The 19,046-nt window shown below is 36.5% G+C and carries 20 protein-coding genes; 10 read left to right on the plus strand and 10 right to left on the minus strand.

Features of this window, described 5'->3' with window-relative positions; translation table 11 throughout:
• Positions 1-60: 60 nt before the first annotated feature.
• Positions 61-1,044 carry an NAD(P)/FAD-dependent oxidoreductase gene (locus CIL05_RS15850; RefSeq protein ID WP_095656513.1) on the minus strand — a complete coding sequence of 328 codons (984 nt, stop codon included), beginning with the start codon at positions 1,042-1,044 and terminating at the stop codon, positions 61-63.
• A 421-nt stretch (positions 1,045-1,465) separates the two neighbouring features.
• Here CIL05_RS15850 and CIL05_RS15855 point away from each other — a divergent pair, with 421 nt between their 5' ends.
• The 3 genes from CIL05_RS15855 (at position 1,466) to spsC (ending at position 3,858) form a co-directional block, all read left to right on the plus strand.
• Positions 1,466-2,683: an NAD(P)/FAD-dependent oxidoreductase gene (locus CIL05_RS15855; protein WP_095656514.1), complete on the plus strand. Its 1,218-nt coding sequence runs from the start codon at positions 1,466-1,468 to the stop codon at positions 2,681-2,683.
• Positions 2,684-2,810: 127 nt separating this feature from the next.
• Positions 2,811-3,122, plus strand: coding sequence for a YuiB family protein (locus CIL05_RS15860; protein ID WP_095656515.1), 312 nt, complete (start codon positions 2,811-2,813; stop codon positions 3,120-3,122).
• 61 nt (positions 3,123-3,183) lie between these two features.
• Positions 3,184-3,858: a stationary phase survival protein SpsC gene (spsC, locus tag CIL05_RS15865; RefSeq protein WP_095656516.1), complete on the plus strand. Its 675-nt coding sequence runs from the start codon at positions 3,184-3,186 to the stop codon at positions 3,856-3,858.
• A 110-nt stretch (positions 3,859-3,968) separates the two neighbouring features.
• Here the strand turns inward: spsC and CIL05_RS15870 are convergent, their stop codons facing one another.
• From CIL05_RS15870 to deoD, 3 genes are all read right to left on the minus strand, one after another.
• Complete coding sequence (locus tag CIL05_RS15870) at positions 3,969-4,442, minus strand: divergent PAP2 family protein (RefSeq protein WP_095656517.1); 474 nt, start codon at positions 4,440-4,442, stop codon at positions 3,969-3,971.
• Positions 4,443-4,628: 186 nt separating this feature from the next.
• Complete coding sequence (locus CIL05_RS15875) at positions 4,629-5,231, minus strand: biotin transporter BioY (RefSeq protein ID WP_095656518.1); 603 nt, start codon at positions 5,229-5,231, stop codon at positions 4,629-4,631.
• Between the two features lie 651 nt (positions 5,232-5,882).
• Positions 5,883-6,590, minus strand: a complete 708-nt coding sequence (gene deoD / locus CIL05_RS15880; RefSeq protein ID WP_095656519.1) for a purine-nucleoside phosphorylase — start codon at positions 6,588-6,590, stop codon at positions 5,883-5,885.
• Between the two features lie 240 nt (positions 6,591-6,830).
• On the opposite strand from deoD, the gene CIL05_RS15885 reads away from it, so the two are divergent.
• Positions 6,831-7,094, plus strand: coding sequence for a phosphocarrier protein HPr (locus CIL05_RS15885; protein ID WP_095656520.1), 264 nt, complete (start codon positions 6,831-6,833; stop codon positions 7,092-7,094).
• 52 nt (positions 7,095-7,146) lie between these two features.
• On the opposite strand, the gene kapB is transcribed toward CIL05_RS15885, so the two are convergent.
• Positions 7,147-7,536 carry a kinase-associated lipoprotein KapB gene (gene kapB, locus CIL05_RS15890; protein WP_095656521.1) on the minus strand — a complete coding sequence of 130 codons (390 nt, stop codon included), beginning with the start codon at positions 7,534-7,536 and terminating at the stop codon, positions 7,147-7,149.
• 120 nt (positions 7,537-7,656) lie between these two features.
• Here kapB and CIL05_RS15895 point away from each other — a divergent pair, with 120 nt between their 5' ends.
• Positions 7,657-7,848: a hypothetical protein gene (locus tag CIL05_RS15895; protein ID WP_095656522.1), complete on the plus strand. Its 192-nt coding sequence runs from the start codon at positions 7,657-7,659 to the stop codon at positions 7,846-7,848.
• 256 nt (positions 7,849-8,104) lie between these two features.
• A complete protein-coding gene (locus tag CIL05_RS15900) occupies positions 8,105-8,683 on the plus strand; it encodes a superoxide dismutase family protein (RefSeq protein WP_095656523.1) in 579 nt (192 codons plus the stop codon).
• 100 nt (positions 8,684-8,783) lie between these two features.
• On the opposite strand, the gene CIL05_RS15905 is transcribed toward CIL05_RS15900, so the two are convergent.
• Positions 8,784-9,959 carry a MalY/PatB family protein gene (locus CIL05_RS15905; RefSeq protein ID WP_095656524.1) on the minus strand — a complete coding sequence of 392 codons (1,176 nt, stop codon included), beginning with the start codon at positions 9,957-9,959 and terminating at the stop codon, positions 8,784-8,786.
• Positions 9,960-10,215: 256 nt separating this feature from the next.
• On the opposite strand from CIL05_RS15905, the gene CIL05_RS15910 reads away from it, so the two are divergent.
• Positions 10,216-10,767: an RNA polymerase sigma factor gene (locus CIL05_RS15910; RefSeq protein ID WP_095656525.1), complete on the plus strand. Its 552-nt coding sequence runs from the start codon at positions 10,216-10,218 to the stop codon at positions 10,765-10,767.
• Positions 10,760-12,394, plus strand: coding sequence for a hypothetical protein (locus CIL05_RS15915; RefSeq protein ID WP_095656526.1), 1,635 nt, complete (start codon positions 10,760-10,762; stop codon positions 12,392-12,394). Before CIL05_RS15910 ends, CIL05_RS15915 begins: the two co-directional genes overlap by 8 nt.
• A gap of 43 nt (positions 12,395-12,437) precedes the next feature.
• Here the strand turns inward: CIL05_RS15915 and CIL05_RS15920 are convergent, their stop codons facing one another.
• From CIL05_RS15920 to CIL05_RS15935, 4 genes are all read right to left on the minus strand, one after another.
• Positions 12,438-13,784 (minus strand): glucose-6-phosphate isomerase, encoded by a 1,347-nt coding sequence (locus CIL05_RS15920; protein ID WP_095656527.1) that lies wholly within the window; start codon positions 13,782-13,784, stop codon positions 12,438-12,440.
• Positions 13,785-14,030: 246 nt separating this feature from the next.
• Positions 14,031-14,405: a S1 domain-containing post-transcriptional regulator GSP13 gene (gene yugI, locus CIL05_RS15925; protein ID WP_095656528.1), complete on the minus strand. Its 375-nt coding sequence runs from the start codon at positions 14,403-14,405 to the stop codon at positions 14,031-14,033.
• 100 nt (positions 14,406-14,505) lie between these two features.
• The gene (locus CIL05_RS15930; RefSeq protein ID WP_095656529.1) at positions 14,506-15,504 is read right to left on the minus strand and encodes a potassium channel family protein; all 999 of its coding nucleotides are present in this window, start codon (positions 15,502-15,504) and stop codon (positions 14,506-14,508) included.
• 122 nt (positions 15,505-15,626) lie between these two features.
• A complete protein-coding gene (locus CIL05_RS15935; RefSeq protein ID WP_095656530.1) occupies positions 15,627-16,175 on the minus strand; it encodes a thioredoxin family protein in 549 nt (182 codons plus the stop codon).
• Positions 16,176-16,818: 643 nt separating this feature from the next.
• Between CIL05_RS15935 and CIL05_RS15940 the strand changes: the two genes are divergently transcribed.
• Together CIL05_RS15940 and CIL05_RS15945 are read left to right on the plus strand one after the other, a co-directional pair.
• A complete protein-coding gene (locus CIL05_RS15940) occupies positions 16,819-17,877 on the plus strand; it encodes a M20/M25/M40 family metallo-hydrolase (protein WP_095656531.1) in 1,059 nt (352 codons plus the stop codon).
• Between the two features lie 625 nt (positions 17,878-18,502).
• A partial coding sequence (locus CIL05_RS15945) for a protease inhibitor I9 family protein (protein ID WP_206207792.1) occupies positions 18,503-19,046 on the plus strand: 544 nt, incomplete at its 3' end.

Consider the following 19,046-nt stretch of genomic DNA (forward strand, 5'->3'; position numbering starts at 1 on the left):
ATTCGCCGCTCCAGCCCTGTTTTTTGTCAGTCAGTAAACAGCTGACTTTATTTAGCTTTCTTAAAACATACTAGTGGAATGTTTTGGTTGGATCCTTGCTTTTGGATCGATATATTGCTTAGCATTGTTAATAGCAGTTGGTCCTTCGCCAAATCCGGTTGCGATTAATTTAACTTTTCCTTCATACGTACAAATATCGCCGGCAGCATAAATACCCGGAGTGTTTGTCTCCATTTTAGTATTTACTACAATACTGTTTTTCTCTATTTCCAATCCCCAATCCTTAATTGGACCAAGTGTAGAAATAAAGCCATAATTACATAGAACAGTATCAACATCAATCTCTTCTATCCTATCACCTTTTACTTCCTCTAAAATTACTTTTTCAATCTTATCAGTTGTAATTACTTCTGTAGGTACAAATGGGGTCATAATATCAACAGATGAATTCATAAGTTTTTCAACACTATGTTCATGTGCCCTAAATTTATCCCGTCGGTGGACGAGTGTTACCTTTTTTGCTATTGGTTCAAGCATAAGTGCCCAGTCAACTGCGGAATCGCCCCCACCCAAAAGGATGACATTTTGGTCTTTGTATTTACTCATGTCTTTTACATGATAATGCAAATTAATACCTTCAAATTGTTCACAATTAGCGATATTTAAACGCCGCGGTTGGAACGCACCATTTCCTGCTGTAATTATAATTGTTTTTGTATAATGAATTTCCTTATCAGAAATTAATTTAAATGATCCATCTTCCAAGCGTTCAATTTTCTTTATTGCTTGCTCAAGTACTATAGTGGGGTCGAAAATATTTGCCTGTTCTTCCAGGTTATCTACTAATTCCTGTGCACGAACCTTTGGAAATCCTGCGATGTCATATATATATTTCTCTGGATAAAGGGCTGTTAATTGCCCGCCAGTATGTGGTAAGCTTTCAATTATTTTAACGCTTGCCTGACGCATTCCCCCATAAAATGCAGTAAATAAACCAACAGGGCCTGCTCCAATTATGGTTATGTCATATACTTTTTCAGACATGGGTATCCTCTCATTTCTCTATTTAATTTGAATGCCATTCCCATAGTATCATAAACAAATATACGTTGTGTATTGAAGTGCACAAGGTAGGGGTAATAAGATTGGTTTAGAAAAGTAAAATTTTTGGCAAATAGAATAGCATAAAAACTTTCCTATTTGCATAAGTGCAGGCTAAGGCTGTCACCGAAAAGCTTGGCGACAACCAAGCTTTCTAATAATAGTTTTATTTAAGGTTGAAAAATACAGGTAATAAAGTTATTATATTCTTTGGAGATATATTACGATCTCGTAACAAATCTATTATAATTGTGTTAATTTTATTCTTATTTGGTGTGAAGCCAGGTTTTTCTAATGTCCTTAAAGTGAAAATCGTCACATGCATATAGATACAGATAGAAATAAATAAAATGGAAGTGAAAAAATGAAAACTCCAAATATAGTTATATTGGGTGCGGGATACGGTGGCATAATGACTACTGTCAAACTACAGAAGATACTTGGTGCAAATGAGGCTAAGATCACACTAGTAAATATGAATGACTATCACTATCAATCTACCTGGTTGCATGAAAATGCCGCCGGTACATTACATCATGATAGAACACGAATCCCAATTAAAGATGTTGTGAATACGAAACGGGTTAATTTTATTCTGGATAAAGTAGTATCCATTAAACCTGATGATAAAAAGGTCAAATTAAAAAAAAGTGAATTGGATTATGATATTCTTGTAATTGGTTTAGGATTTGAAGCAGCTACTTTTAATATTCCAGGATTAGATGAATATGCTTTTACAATTGATAATATAAATAGTGCTCGTCTTATTAGAGAGCATATTGAATATAACTTTGCATTATACAATACAGAAACAGAAAAAAAACAGTCCCGACTTAATATTGTTGTAGGTGGCGGTGGCTTCACAGGTATTGAATTCCTTGGTGAACTGGCAAACCGTATACCGGAGTTATGTGAAGAATATGATATTGAAAAAAACCTGGTACGAATTATTAATATAGAAGGCTCACCATCTGTTTTACCTGGATTTGATCCACAGCTTGTCGAATATGCAATGAATTCGTTAGAAGCCCGTGGTGTTGAATTTATAACCGATGCGATGTTGAAAGAGTGTAAGCCTGATGGAATTGTGTATGAAAAAGATGGGAGACATGAAGCAATTCCAACAATGACTACAGTATGGGCTGCAGGTGTGAGGGCAAACGCAATTGTTGAACAATCAGGAATGAATACAAATCGGGGAAAAGTAGAAGTTCGTGAAGACATGCGTGCACCTGATTATGAAGATATATTCGTCATTGGCGATTGTGCATTAGTCATGAACCCTGAAAATGGCAGAGCTTACCCTCCAACAGCACAAATTGCTATACAGGAATCAGATGTAGTTGCACATAATGTGAAAGCCCTTGTAAATGGAGGAGAAATGGAATCTTTTAAAGCCAATATCATGGGAACTGTGGCTTCTTTGGGTAATAATGATGCAATTGGCATTATTTTAAATGATCAAAAGTTATTTGGCTGGAAAGCTACCATTATGAAAAAAATAATTGATAACCGTTATCTGCTTAAATTAGGCGGAATCGGATTGATGATGAAAAAAGGGAAATTTAATATTTTTTATTAATACAGCTTAAATTTGTCCACGAAGCATATAGAAAAGCAAAGGGAGGAACATTGCCTTTGCTTTTCTGCATTTTTATTATAAAATGTAGATTGGATGAAATGGTAGTAAGTGAAGGGAGATTCGATCGTTGATTCAATTAGTTGTATCGATCATGTTATATTTTATAATATTTTTTGGTGTTGCTTTTATTTTAAATATGCTATTGAGACAAACTTGGCTGATGTCTTTTATTTATCCTTTTATTGTACTCATCATTGTTGATGATATATCAACAGTGGAATATTTTAAAAATCCAGGAAACGCATTTTCAACTGCATTTTCAAAATTAATGGAAATTACGCCAGTTGATATAACGATATTACTATCCGGTTTTGCTGGAACTATTGTTTCCGGAATAGTTATTAAACTTCTGCGCAAGAGTGGATATCGTATGTTTTAGTATGGTTTGTGAATAAAATTTTACTAGATTGGAAATGATGACATCCAGAGAGGTGTTATTAATGAATATCAAAAATTTTATTCGAAGAACCATCATGTTGCTGTTGTTTTTAGGGGCATTTTATGTAACAGTAACATCTATTTCGAATGTATCTTTAGCGGACATGCAAATATGGGACAAAAATAAAAATGGAACCCACCATACATCTGAAATTAGACAAACAATGATTAAAAAAAAGACATTGAACATTGTAAAACCCAAAAAGAGATACATCTCAAGTGATGAAATAGAGGGAGCAAAAACCCTGGAAGAATGGGGTGACTTTGACCAGTATCCAAGTCAGACAGTTGTTGCAACAGGTTATACTGCGGGTGTGGAATCAACGGGTAAAAGTCCGAACCACCCTGAATATGGTATCACTTATTCAGGTGTTAAAGTAAAACGAGACTTGTATTCTACTATAGCTGCCGATTTGAGTGTTTATCCCATAGGAACAATATTATATATCCCTGACTATGGCTTTGGAGTTGTAGCTGACAAGGGTAGTGCAATAAATGGAAATAAAATTGATCTATATTACCATACAGTTGAAGACGTTTATGCCGAGTGGGGTAAACGGGAAGTTGAAGTTTATGTCGTTGAGCTGGGTGATGGGGAATTATCAGAGGATGAACTCATTAAATTAAATGAAAATCAGGCGTTACAGGTGTTCAGACAGGAAATAATAGACAGTTAATAGAAAAGCCGGGAGCTTCCAAAATTTATAATTGGAAGCTCCCGGTTTTTTAGTGGATCGAAAATCTGGTGTTTTTGAAGGGAGGTTCGTAAACACCCCTCAGAGATTTTTCAATAAAATGGGTAGAGTAGGAAGGCAATACCTACACCGGTCAGTCCGCCAAAAAACACTTCAATTGGCTGGTGACCTAATAATTCCTTTAATTCCCGACGTTTTTCATACTCTTCTTTTTTATTCCAGCCCTTTGCTCCATCAACAAAATATTGAAAGTCCTTGATTAACCTATTCAACACGACTGCCTGTTCTCCGGCATGTCTGCGGACACCTGTTGCATCAAACATTGTAATGATACTGAATACGAATGCTACTGCAAATACAGTTGATGTCACACCATCCATAATACCTATACCGGTAGTTAATGCTGCTACAGCTGCAGAATGACTGCTAGGCATTCCGCCTGTACTGAAGGCAAGACTTGGTTTAAACTCTCTTGTTACGATCAGTTTTATTGGGATTTTAACAACCTGGGCAAATACTATTGATGCTAAGGCAGCTGTCAGAGGAAAATTCAAAAATAGCTCCATAAGTGTGCAAAACACCTTTCCTGATGAATTTTAATGCGGATATAACTTATTTCCAATGAATGAGGTTTGGATATGATGTGAAACTTAATTTATATGCTTCTTTTATTGTAGATATAAGTTTATCATAATGTCTATGTAAACGCATCAAAAAATAAAAAGCCTCTCAGAAACGAAAGGCTTGGGGGATTATGCTTTTATACTTTTTGTACTTGTCCATCGTGATGGAATGCGTTTGGCCAGGTTAATCATAAATACAGCAGCTAAACAGGCAAAGGCTGTATCTTTAATAATAAAAGGAATCATCCCCACCCAGGCAAGTAAATAGGATATATTCAGCTCCAACCATGTGTTCATAGCCAGATACATGTAGGACACACCAAAACCATAATTAATTATTAAACCGATAATTGCAGCTGTTGTATAGATAAATATAGAAGGCTTTTTACTTTTCTCACTGATCCAACCAACGAAAAATGCGACCAGAATGAATGAAATGATAAATCCCCCTGTAGGATTGACTAATGCCATTGGACCTGCAATAAGTCCAGCAAATACGGGCACACCAGCTACCCCCACTAGTGTATATGTAATCATTGCTATACTTCCAAGTCTTCTGCCGAGCATTAATCCTGCTAAAACGGCAAAAAATGTTTGTAATGATAATGGCACAGAGGTTCCACCTATAGGTACTGTTAATATTGGAAACCAGACAGTGATATTAGCACCAATTGCCATTAAACATACAAATACTGATCCAAATGTTAAATCAATCGGACGTAATCCTTTCATTCTTTTCCCTCCCCTTTTTATATGATTTTAAAGAGAAGAGGGAGGATTGTCAACCTATTTTTTTAGTGGTGAACAATGAAAGTGCTTTTTGTCATAAAAGATGTAAAGTGCGACGTAATAGATGATCACTAGTCCTTATTACCGCTCCGGAAACACATTTCGCTTTCCGCGGGCGGCTGGTGAGCCTCCTCGTGCTACGCACTCCGGGGTCTCACCTATGCCTTTCCTCCCGCAGGAGTCTTCAATGTGTTTCCTCCGCTGGATTTCCGGTTACTGCCGATGTACTGCATTAGTAATCAATTTTTAAAACATCAAACCACCTCACCAGTTCGGGTGAGCAGAGGGCGGTGACTCCTGCGGGAACAGCACGTGTCCGAAGACCCCGCAGAGTGGTTTTCTCGAGGAGGCTAAGGCCGTGCCCGCGGAAAGCATCCGCCCGGAGCGATCCCGGACGGCGGCAATAGCACATGTTATTAGAATCAATCTCGATTTACTTCGCAATTTATATCAACTACGAAAATTTAAAAAGCAACAAATGGTTTCGATGGGGCGAGCAGTGCGCAGTCCCAGTATTTTGGTGGGGCGAACGAAGTGCAGTCCCAAAATTTACGCAAAGCAGCCTTTAATTAATAGACTGCTCTACATGTTTGTTTATTTGATTGCTGCTTCCAAAGCGATTTCCATCATTTCATTAAATGTTGTTTGACGTTCTTCGGAGGTTGTTTCTTCACCTGTTAAAATATGATCAGATACAGTTAATACAGATAATGCCTGACGATCAAATTTTGCAGCTAATGTGTAAAGTGCGGAAGTCTCCATTTCAATTGCAAGCACTTTGTATTTTGCAAGTAATTCATTTATTTCTTTTGCATTATCACGATAGAATGTATCACTTGTAAATACATTACCAACACGGAGATCCATTCCTTTTTCCATACCAACATCAAAAGCCTTTTTCAATAAATCGAAGTCAGCTATTGGGGCATAGTCGATTCCGTTAAATATCATGCGATTGATTTGGGAATCAGTAGTAGATCCTTGTGCAAGAATAACATCACGAACCTTTACATCCTTTTGAATCGCTCCACATGTTCCAACACGTATCAGTTTTTTAACATCGTAGCTCTGAATTAATTCATTTACATAAATAGAAATGGATGGAACTCCCATACCAGTTCCCTGTACAGAGACACGTTCACCTTTATATGTTCCAGTAAAACCTAACATTCCACGAACCTCATTATATTGTGTTACATCCTCTAAGAATGTCTCAGCAATATATTTCGCTCGTAATGGATCGCCAGGCAATAATATTTTATCTGCAATTTCACCTTGCTTCGCACCTATATGTACACTCATCTTATTTCCTCCCAACTAAAGTATGTATAACCTTTTAATGGCATTGTTTCAAAAATAACGTTATCATAACGTCAAAATAAAGACAAATATCTCAAAGAAAATAAACAATTTTAGAGTTTTATATTCCAAAAAACTATAAAATTGTATATAATGGGCTTAGTGCAGTTTTTCACTAAGATTGTGTAATGTACTAATAATAATAGTACATATGAAAATAATAGGTTTGAAAGGATGATCGTAATGAAGGAACAAACATTTACAATTACTGCGGACACTGGAGTTCATGCACGCCCAGCTACATTGTTAGTAAATAAAGCAGGACAATTTGAGTCAGAGGTTGAGGTTAGCTATAACGATAAAACAGTTAATCTAAAATCAATCATGGGTGTTATGTCACTCGGAATTCCAAAAGGAGCGGAAATTAAAGTTTCTGCGACTGGCAGTGACGAAGAAGATGCACTTAATGGAGTTTCAGAAGTTATTAAAGAACATTTAGGTGAATAATTGCTGGATCATAAAGAAGCTGGGGAACACTATATTCTCCAGCTTCTTTTAATTAGTAGTAACTTCTTTCATAAAACTCTTCCAGGTCTTTCAGTTTAGATAATGCTTGTTTGTTGAAAGCACTGTCTTCAGCTGAAAGTTTTTCTTTATATTTATCCACAGCTGTTTTTAATGATTCACTATAGACAGGAATAGCTTCGTCATATGGATGTACTGCAGGTTTTTTTACATTCATTTTTTCATGGTGTGCCAGTGCTTTACGTTCGTGAAAGAATACACCTTGCACTTCACCGGGATTATGAAGATCTCCTTGTAATGGATGTTTATGAACGGCATGTACTTTAATTAAATAACGATCACCCCGGTCTTCCTTCACTTCACCTATGTAAGTCCCCGAATTGTAATGTGCCCGAACCGTTTCCCCTATATTCACCTCTGCCATTTTAGTCGCCTCCTTATTTTCATTGTGCCAAAAATATAACAGATTAGCGAACATTTGCTATTTAGTGTTTAGTAATAATCGTAACTTTGCTATACTATATAAAGAAGGACGTGAGTAATTATGATGCCATTTTTATATTTTCCGGAAGACAAATCCGAATATATTCCAGCCTTTATCGTATTAGTTTTCTTTATGGTATTAGCTGTAGGAGCAATGTATTGGTTTTATAAAAAATCCAAAAAAGACGAAAAGGAATTTAATGAAAAATATAATATTAATGATAGAGAAAATTTACCGGATAAAAATAAATAAAGATAAGCAGATCTCCTTCTTTTTTGAAGGGGATTTTTTAAAAACTGATAGGAAAATATAACTTTTTTAGGCAGTAAAGGAAATATATCCATATTCCTTTCTGGGGCTCCGATTACTCGCCCCACCGTAAAGATTTGCATAAGTGCAACAAAGGCATCGCCCAAAGGCTGGCGAGTGCCAAGTTTTCTAATGTTTATCCTTTGAAAATCATGTAGATACTAACAAATGAAGTAAGTGATTAAAAGGAGAAATCTCAATGCGTCCAATTTTATTATTGCTGCTTATTCTTATCTTATCTGCATGTCAAAATGAAAGTCAGACTACTCGCGGTGTGGACATGTATAATTCATCAGGGGATATGGTGGGTACTGCTGATTTGACCGAACAGCCTGATGGGGTTCAAATAAAATTAAAGCTGGAAGGATTAACTCCCGGTTTTCATGGGATACATGTACATGAGTATCCCAAATGTGAAGGCCCTGAATTCACCAGTGCGGGCAATCATTTTAATCCGGAGGGTAAAGAGCATGGATTAATGCATCCGAAAGGAGCTCATTTAGGAGACTTACCTAACATTGAAGCTGATGGGGCTGGCCTTGTTGAAGCAGAATTAATGCTGGCAGGTGCAACCCTTATGGAAGGTAAAAATTCATTATTACAGGGGGAAGGAACTTCATTAATTGTTCATGACGGACAGGATGATGGCGTGACTCAGCCAAGTGGTAATTCAGGTGTACGGATTTTATGTGGAGAAATTAAGACCGAGCCTGAAACAACCTCAAGTGAATCACCAACAGACCCGACAGATTTTAATGAAAAGCAGGAAGAAGAATAACCTGATTCATTAAAAAAGCCATACTTCATTGGAGTATGGCTTTTTAGGTTTGAAACAAATTAGGAATAACACGTAACAAATAAGAGAACAGTTCAATCTACTACAATCTAATGTTTACTGCCTCAATAATACGATTTACGCCATCTTCTAGTGTCTCACGGGGACATGCAATGTTCATCCGCATGAAGGCACCACCCTCGACACCATAATCAACACCAGTGTTAAGACCTACTTTAGCTTGCTCTATCATGAATTTCTTCAATTCTTTACTATCCATGTTCAATTCACTGCAATCAATCCATAATAAGTAAGTTCCTTCTGCTTGAACAACTTTAAGTTCCTTTGTATGTGCAGCGAACATTTCTGTAACATATTCCTGATGGCTTTTCAGTACAGCAAGCAATTCTTCCAGCCAGGCTTCCCCGTGCGTATAAGCAGCCTCTAATGCTGTATTGCCCATTGTATTAAGCATATTGTGAAATCCTTGTTTACCAAATTGAGCATCCAGTTTTTCCCGCTTCTCTTTGTTGGCTGTAATCACATAGGAAGCATCTAAGCCAGCAAGATTAAAAGTCTTTGATGGAGCCATAAAAGTAATGGTTTGATCAGCAATTTCCTCAGAAAGAGAAGCAATCGGAATATGGCGGTTTTCTGAAAAAACAAGATCACAATGAATTTCATCTGCCAAAATTAATACATCATATTTTAAACAGAGCCGGGCCATTTCTGATAATTCTTCTTTCTTCCATACCCGTCCAACCGGATTATGAGGGGAGCATAAAATAAAAGCCTTTACTCCCTGTTTAAGCTTTTCCTCAAAGTCTTCAAAATCAATCTGGTAATAGTTATTTTCTAGTATTAGCGGATTCCTAACAACTTTCCTGTCATGCTCAGTAATTACACTGTAGAATGGAGTGTATACAGGTGTTTGAACTAGAATCCCATCATTCGGTTCTGTAAATGCCTGAATTGCCATATGTAGGCTAGTAACAACACCGGAACTAAAGGACAGCCATTCCTGATCTATTTTCCAGCTATGTCTCTTGTCGGCCCAATTAACGATAGATCCTTTCACATCACTATCAATAATAGTATAGCCATAAATCCCATGCTGCGCCCGTTTTACTAAAGCATCATTTACTGCTTCCGGTGCTTTAAAATCCATGTCCGCTACCCACATTGGCAGGACATCTGTTGTCTGGAAAACAGGTTCAAGCATGTCCCATTTAACAGAACGTGTATTTTTTCTATCATGCAAAACTTCAAAGTTATCCATATATAAAACCTCCTGACATCATTAGGGCTATTATAACATTAATAAAAGACAGCGTGAAAAAAAGAGAAAAAAAAGCAAAGCGTTAAAAACGCTTTGCTTACAGGGGGAATACGAGAAAGTCTTACATTTATAGTTATACCCCGTATTTAAATATATAAACACATATTTATAAATTATTTATTAAAAATGAAACTTTTTATAAGCAAAACTTCGTTATATAGATGAACGTTGCTTGGCGGAAGGGGGGAAGTCACCTATGGAAGAAGATGAAATCATCAAACTGGCAAAGGCCAAAGATGAAAAGGCATTTGAACAATTAGTCAATCAGTATAAGCCGATTGTTGAGAAATTTGCTTTTCAATTTGGAATGGAACCGGAAATTATACCTGATATCGTACAGGAAACATTTATTAAGATTTACCGAAAAATCCATCAATATCATAGAGGGAAATTTTCAACATGGATTTATCAAATTACATTAAATGTGACAAGGGATTATTACCGCAAAAGAAAAAGAGAATTCAACTTAATAGATAAAGCAAAAAAGACGCAAATAATGGAAATTCAGGGTGGCTATTATTTCGAAAAGGAGGAGCATTTATTTTTACATGAATGCATACAGAAATTAGATCCAAAGTATAAAACACCAATTATCCTTTACTATTTTCACGATAAAACCTATGAAGAAATTGCAATGATCCTAAAAATTAAATTATCCTCTGTTAAGACGAGAATTCACCGTGGGAAAATGAAATTAAAAGAAATTTATGAACAAGCAGAAGGGAAGGAGGTTTATATGAATGGATGATAAGAAACTTGATAATCTGCTGCATGAAATGAAGGATGATTATGAGAAGCTGCCGGAATATACCAGCACAGACAATGTGATGAAAAGTATTGTAAATCAAAAAAGAAAAATAAGCCGGGGCAAAATAATTCCAGGGCTTGCGATAATTGCCGGTTTGCTCTTATTTATGCTGATTTCACTTCCATATGTGAATGATTTTGACCAAGCCGACAATGATACTAATTATTTGGAAATGTATTATTTAAAACAGAAGGAAGAATTTCGCGAAATACTCGGTATTGAAAGTGTGGATTCTTTTAATGTGATTAATCAGGCAGATGTAATTCTAGAGCATTATGGTTCAACAACAAATCCTAAGGAAATTGAGCAGGCTAAAGCAGATATTGATGGGTTATTTACAACACCCAGACAGATCATGAAGGAGATTGTTAAAGAAAATAATCCGGTAAAAGAAGAAACACTGGAAAAGCTATTCATTAATATGAGAGATTTAGGCTATAATTTAAGTGATTACTGGAGGAATTTATTAGCAGATTATAAAATAACGATAGATCAACAGAAACTGATTATAGATACACAGGATCAGCCGGAAAATTATACGGGACCGGAAGAAATCGCTGAGTTTCTTGTTATGCTGAAAGAACAGGGTTTTCTTGTAGCAAATAGTACAGATGGCAGGAATGATGCAATGTACTTGGAAATGAACTATGAGTGGCTGGTAGATAATATTGAAAATTGGAATGGACATGAGGGTTTCAGAGATTATCTAGGAATGCTAGGGAACCAAGTTGATTCCTATATTCCCGGAGTCGGGAACAGGCACGGGATTCCATGGACCGAATTTGATGAGATTTTGCTAGATCTTGAAAAACTACTGGAGTCTTATCCTAAGGATCGTGAATTTTTAGTTCACTATACTAGTATCTATTCTACGATGAATAAATATCTTAATGATTATCTTGCAGGTGGAGTTGATACACTTAGTCTAGCTGGGGAAAAACATCTTGATAACGCAGCACAGAAGGAATTGAAGCGTTTTGTGGAAAACCACGAGGAATCAAGGTTTCACGCGATTGTTAAGGATGCTGTGAACAAATATGAAAACGAAAGTGATTGGGTCCGAGAAAGAGGAATTTTTCATGTGGACTATGGTGTACTTTCCATTTTATTTGATGAACATTTTCGGGAAATTTCTTTTGAAAACATCGAGTTGGTTAACCGCTGGCCGATGAGCCAATTTACCTTTGAGCAATTTCATAATTATGAGGCGGAGAAAAGTCAGGTTTTTCTGGAGAAACTGAGCGCATTTGAAATTCTCTCATTATACATGTATGCACATGACAACCGGGATGCTGATTTGTATAGCACCTTGTATTCAAAGGAAAGTGAATGGAGAGAAGAAGACAAAGAAAAGCTGATGAATGTTTCGGAACAGGAAGAGCTTGAGTACTACTGGCGTGAAATAATAAATCGGTCAACACATGTAATTAGAGAAGTAAAGGATAATGAGAATAAGGTAAATTATATTTTGTTAGAAAATCCGGTGAGCCCGGTAGAAGTTACAGCAAGTATTCAATTGGTAAAAGAAGATGGTATTTGGAAAGTGCTTGATAGGACAATAGAGTAAAAAAAAGGATGTTCCTGCCATTTTGGGAACATCCTTCTTTTATTTATAATCTTTTTTCGAGTTCTTCCTTCTCTTTTTCAAATCCTGGCTTACCAAGCAATGCAAACATATTTACCTTATATGCTTCTACCCCTGGTTGATCAAATGGATTTACTCCGAGTAAATAACCACTGATGGCACAGGCTTTTTCGAAAAAGTAAACCAGATATCCGAATGTATAGGTATCAAGTTCCGGAACTTCAACAATCAGGTTAGGTACCTGTCCATCTGTATGTGCTAGAAGTGTTCCCTGGAATGCTTTATCATTTATTTCATGAATGGTCTTTCCTGCAATATAATTTAAGCCATCGGAATTTACTTCATCTGCTTCCAATGTCATGTCTTTTTTCGACTTATTCACATGAAGTACGGTTTCAAATAGATCTCTGCGTCCATCTTGCACATATTGTCCAAGCGAATGCAGGTCTGTTGAGAAATTAGCCGATGAAGGATAAATTCCCTTTTGGTCTTTTCCTTCACTTTCGCCAAATAACTGTTTCCACCATTCTGCGAAATATTGCAGGCTTGGTTCATAATTGATGAGCATTTCAATTGTTTTTCCCTTGTTATATAGGATATTTCTTACTGCTGCATATTGATATGCAGGGTTATCTTCAAGCTTTGGTTCAGCCAGATCATTCATGGCAGCATGCGCTCCCTGCATCATATCATCAATCGAAATACCGCTGACTGCAATTGGCAATAAACCAACAGCTGTTAGTACAGAATAGCGGCCACCGACGTCATCAGGGATGACAAATGTTTCGTATCCTGCTTGGTCTGCACTTGTTTTTAATGCACCCTTTTCTTTATCTGTTGTTGCATAAATGCGTTTTTTTGCTTCTTCCACACCATATTTTTCTTCCAGATATTTTTTGAAAATACGAAAGGCAATTGCAGGCTCAGTAGTCGTACCACTTTTTGAAATAATATTGACCGATACATCTTTGTCTTTGAGTACATCAAATAATTCACTTATATACGTTGAACTCATGTGATGACCGACGAAAATAACCTGTGGTGCATTTCGCTCCTTTTTTGAAAGAAGGTTTTGAAATGAATGATTAAGCATTTCCAGTGCAGCACGTGCACCTAGATAGGATCCACCAATTCCAATCACAAGTAAAATGTCTGAGTCTTGTCTGATTTTTTCAGCACTTGCTTTTATCCGGGAGAATTCCTCTTTATCATAGCTTTCAGGCAAATCCACCCATCCTAAATAGTCACTTCCAGCACCTGTTTTATTATGCAGCTGATGATGTGCAGTTTGGACATATGCATCCAGGTTATTCAATTCTTGTTGATTAAAAAATTCAAGAGCTTTGTTATAGGTAAATGAAACATGTGTCATTAAAATTCCTCCTCGTAACTAATATTTCTAGTCTTATTTTACTTTAACGAAGTGAAGTTGATAAATCAAGAAAGAGCTTGCGCAGATTAGGGAAAGGGGAAAAAAGATAAAAAAAGTAACCACGCTAAGCCTTATAGGGCATTTAGGGTGGTTATTTCAAATTGTAAGCTGCTCCTTTGAAGGGCATTTACATCAGACATTAAAAAAAGAGGTAAACTCACACCTCGAGTTACCTCCCTTCTTAAATTATTTCTTGAATTCTTCTGACTGCTCAATCCATTCTTCAAGCTTGTCTTTCAACGTGTTGAAACCTGAAGTGTCATTGTCCTGCTGTTTTGCAGGCTGTGGTTTACTTGTTTTTGCCGGTTTTTTTGGTGCTTCTTCTGTAGCACGGATAGATAATGATACTTTATTATTCGCTTCGTCAACATTAAGGATTTTTACTTTTACTTCGTCCCCAACGGTCAAATGCTCGTTAATATCTTTAACATAACCATGTGTTACTTCAGAAATATGAACCAATCCTTGGATCTCCTCATCTAAAGCAACAAATGCTCCGTATGGCTGTATCCCTGTTACTTTTCCATCTAAAATTTGACCAGTCTCAAATTTGCTTGTCATGCTGAACAACTCCTATATATTCGATTCCTTTTACACAATATATGATTTTAACACAAATTAACCAGACTGGCAAAAGAATATTCAGGGATGTGAGGGGAATTTACCATGAAGCTAGTGTTATCATTGTGTCATTTTCTTTTAAAATAAAGTTAGGTAAGGGATTAATTTCCCATGTATCATCACGTATGATACCTAGCAAAAGCTGTTGTTTGCTTAAATAATAACCAGAGGCATGCATGAATGATTTATTTACCAGTTCATCGATGACTTTTGTATGATAGAATTGCTGGCTTTTTAATAATTGTAAAACATCCTCAAATGGCAGTGCGGTTTTAACACGTGAGAGCTCATGAAAAAGTAATGCGCTCATGAAGTCATTAGATTTAATAATGGTTGTTGCTCCAGCTCGTTTAGCGTTCTCTATTTGTATTTTGGATAAAATTTCGGCAATGATAGGAATGTCTTTGTTATTTCCTCTGATTGCCACAGTGGTTAATATTGTATAATTATCCGCCGATCGTTCTTTTTTTGAAATATCAGCAGTTATAATAACACGATCTGCTTTTTCGATGTTAGCCCGATTTAATGTCTGGTCTTCTGTGGCATCACCATGAATGAAATGAACCGGGTAGTGCTGATAGGCAAGATGATTTAGGGTTTGATCAATGAGAATAATACGAATATCTGGATCGTTTTTGACTGTTATATCAATCAATTGCCTTGTACGCTCATTCCATCCAATAAAAATAACATGCCCATTTCCCTTGAAAGCCACGTTACCACTAGCCAAATTTTGTTCATGCTTAAATGCTGTTGCTGCAAATGTAGTAATATAGTAAGCAATTAACCCTCCACCTGAAAGGATTAAGAGTATTGCAACAACCTTCCCGTGAAAACTTATTGGAATATAATCACCATAGCCCACAGTTGCCCCAGTTACAAAAGCCCACCATATCCCGTCGAAAATCGTAGGAAATTCTTTAGGTTCTACAAAGTGGATAATTAGACCGAAAGCAAACATGAGAATAAAAATAGTTAGCAGCAGTTTAATAATAACAGGGAGTCGAAAATACATATGTTTAAAAAGTCTTATGCTCATGTACAGGTCACCTTTTTATATCAATTCTATGTAATCAGTATGGACATAGATTAGGTGAAATTATACAAAAAAGACCGACACATTATTTTTGCATCAGCCTTTTGGTTGTTTCTCTATTATTTTCATTGCAATGTTTGTTTCAAACTGGAATATATTTCATCCCAGAAATCAGTATTATCACGGAAAGATTTATTCGTAAACATAATCATCTCGTTGAATTTTTCTTTATAATCTGCTGCATCCTGATCAGGCAGTGCATCACGTGATTGATCAATAAAGTCTTGCACCTTTTGTGCGCGTGGTCCCCATTTTGCAACTTCATTTCCGGATTCATCTATAAAGACAAAAATAGGAATAGAACGTGATTTGCCGTTCGTTAAATATTGGTCCATTAATTCCAAATTCTGATCACGTAGCAGTACGCTTACATCAATATTTGCTGCTTCAGTCAGACGGAGTAAAATCGGCATGTTTACCATAGCATCACCACACCAGTCCTCAGTTAGAATAATGACGCGCAGATTCTTGTTCTTAAGCTCCTGATGGAATGCTTCATCTTCCGGCACGGAAAAATTATCATAAATATGTAGCAATCCTTCTTTGTTCTTTTCCATTGATTCAATGTATGTATCTGGTGACATACCTTTTTCAAACCATTCATTCAGTGTCATTATCAATCTCTCCTCATAAATTATTTGGCTCTTCATTTGTTTCTTCTTTAAATTCTTAGTTGATAGAAAGTACGACATAGTGAAAAATCATTTGCAAACGCTGGTTGAGAGCAGGGATTCGCTACGGAAGCACATTTCGCTTTCCGCGGGCGGCTGGTGAGCCTCCTCGTGCTACTCTTAGGGGTCTCACCTATGCCTTTCCTCCCGCAGGAGTCTTCAATGTGTTTCCTCCGCTGGAATTGTGCTTTTAAAACTTTATTAAAACTTTCTTGATTAATTAAACAAATGCTTCCACATTTACATTTATGATGGTTGTTTGGAGCGTAGGACCGTTGACTCCTGCGGGAAAAGCACGTGTCTGAAGACCCCGCAGAGTGGTTTTCTCGAGGAGACTGAAGCCGTGCCCGCGGAAAGCAACGGTCCGCAGCGGAAAATAACCAAGCACATACGTCGCAGTTTATAGATTTTCTGTCAAATACTATAATCTTTTTAATCTTGGGAACCTTGGTACAGTCTAATATTCAGGAAATCTCCAAGTCTTTTCCTAAATGGTACTCAATTGTACATACTTAGTAAACAGATGTGCTCAAATAAAGAATTTTTGCTATGATTGTACTAAAGATTAATGAAGGAGGAATTTAATTTGGAAAAAGCAAATCAGGATTTTTTATTGGAACTCTTACATACCCCATCACCATCCAGCAATGAAATGGTGATCCAGAAAAAGTGGATCAATTATGTGAAGGACTTTGCGGACGAAATTAGAACAGACCATGCAGGAAATGCGATAGGGGTACTTAACCCGGATGCTCCTTTTAAAATATTGCTGGCAGGGCATTGTGATGAAATTGCACTTGTACTTAATCGAATTGATGATAATGGCTTTTTACACTTTGATAAAATGGGTGGAATTAACCCAAAAGCAGCAGTTGGGATGAAGGTTACAGTTCTGGGCGATACCGAAACTGTTACTGGTGTTATTGGGGTGAATGCACAGCATCATGGTGGATTGAAAAATGACTTTGGTCTGGAAGATTTATTTATTGATTGTGGATATAAATCAAAAGAAGAAGCCGAAGAAGAGGTGCAAATTGGTGATTTAGCTGTTTATAAAACAGAGCCGGAAATATTAAAGAACCGTTATGTGGCAGGACGAGGATTGGATAATCGAACAGGTGCCTTTATCGTAGCAGAAGTACTAAAACGTTTGTCAGAAAAAGGGTGCTCTGTTGGGGTTTATGCGGCAAGCACTGTGAATGAAGAAACGAATATGGGCGGAGCTTATTTTGCTGCTGCAGGAATTGAACCTACTATGGCGATTGCCTGTGATGTGACATTTGCAACTGATTATCCAGGTGTAAATAAAAATAAGCATGGAGATGTTCGACTTGAGAACGGACCAGTTTTAGCTAAAGGAGCACCAATTAATATTAAAATAAATAAGCTGCTGGAAAAAACAGCAAAAAAATTAAATATGAATGTACAATATGAATTAACCCCAAGAATGACGGGAACAGATGCAGATAAAATGCGATTAACCGGAAAAGGAGTACCCGTTTCACTTGTATCCCTGCCACTTCGATATATGCATTCACCTGTCGAAACGGCAAGTTTAAAGGATATTGATGAAGAGATTGAATTGCTGGTAACAATGATTGCTGAAATGTCGGGAAATGAAAGTTTAAATCCGCTAGAGGATTAATTCAAGCAGTTTTTCCAATATGACGAAATAAGTCGACAACCCTATGAAAATAGATTGTCGACTTATTTTTTGTATGCATAAATTTTACAGGAAAATGACAATATTTCATATTTTAGGTCTTAAGAAGGTTATCTTTTATCAGAATCTATGATTTTATAATCAGTATTTGTAATAAAAAGGGGTGGAAAAGTCCTTCTTTTTCTTCTAATTGGAAAACATGATTGTTTTTATTGTTGTTTTACAGGACTATTCGTTCATTTTTTTGTTATTTGGTAAAATAGGGAAATTTTTGTTTTGTTAATAATTCATCATAAACCTTTATAATTCAACGTTCTAAATTTATTACTTCAAAAAATATCCACGCTATCGGGTAGATAGCCTATGAAGTTTAATTGGAAAAAGCAAGACTAATCTATCAATTTGGAATATTCAGATGATATTCGACATAGTTCGACACAATCCCCGCTTGTATTCTATTATACTTACATTATCAACTTAGATTTCGTAAACGACATCTTTGTGAGTTGGATCCAGTTTTAAGAAAAGGAGGGACGAGGTAGATTTTCAATGTTTTTCTATTTGAAGACCGTAGCATTTGTTTTAAAAATCGAGGGGAGGAAGTAATTTGAAGAAGAAGAAAAAGCGACAGGTTAGAGCATTCAGTATAGCAGCTTCATTTTTAATGACTTTTTCTTTAATTGCGCCAGGGGTCGCAAGTGCAGAGTCAAATAGTAATTTACACCGTTCTCTAAACGATTCAAATAAAGTATCGGAAGCTAAAGTAAGTGATCGTTTACTAAGTGAATTTAAAAATGATGAAAAGGTTAAATTTTTAATCAAATTTAACGAAAAAGCTGATACACAGCAGGTGGCTAAAGAGGCTAAGGCTTCTTCAGCAAAAGCAAATCTTTCAGCACAAAAAGCAGAACTGATTCAACGTTCGGCTGTGGTATCAGAATTAAAAGCAACATCCCTGACTTCTCAGGCCAATGTAAAGCAGTATTTGGCGCAGGAGCTTGAAAAAGGGAATGTGAAGGATTTTAATTCCTATTATATTGTAAATGGAATAGCTGTAACAGCAACAAAAGAAGTTGCAGAGAAGATAGCTACATTTGCAGAGGTAGAAAAAATATTACCGAACGAAACGCGTGAATTGTTTACAACCGTTT

Source organism: Virgibacillus profundi, assembly GCF_002287375.1.
Taxonomy (GTDB): Bacteria; Bacillota; Bacilli; order Bacillales; family Amphibacillaceae; genus Virgibacillus_K; species Virgibacillus_K profundi.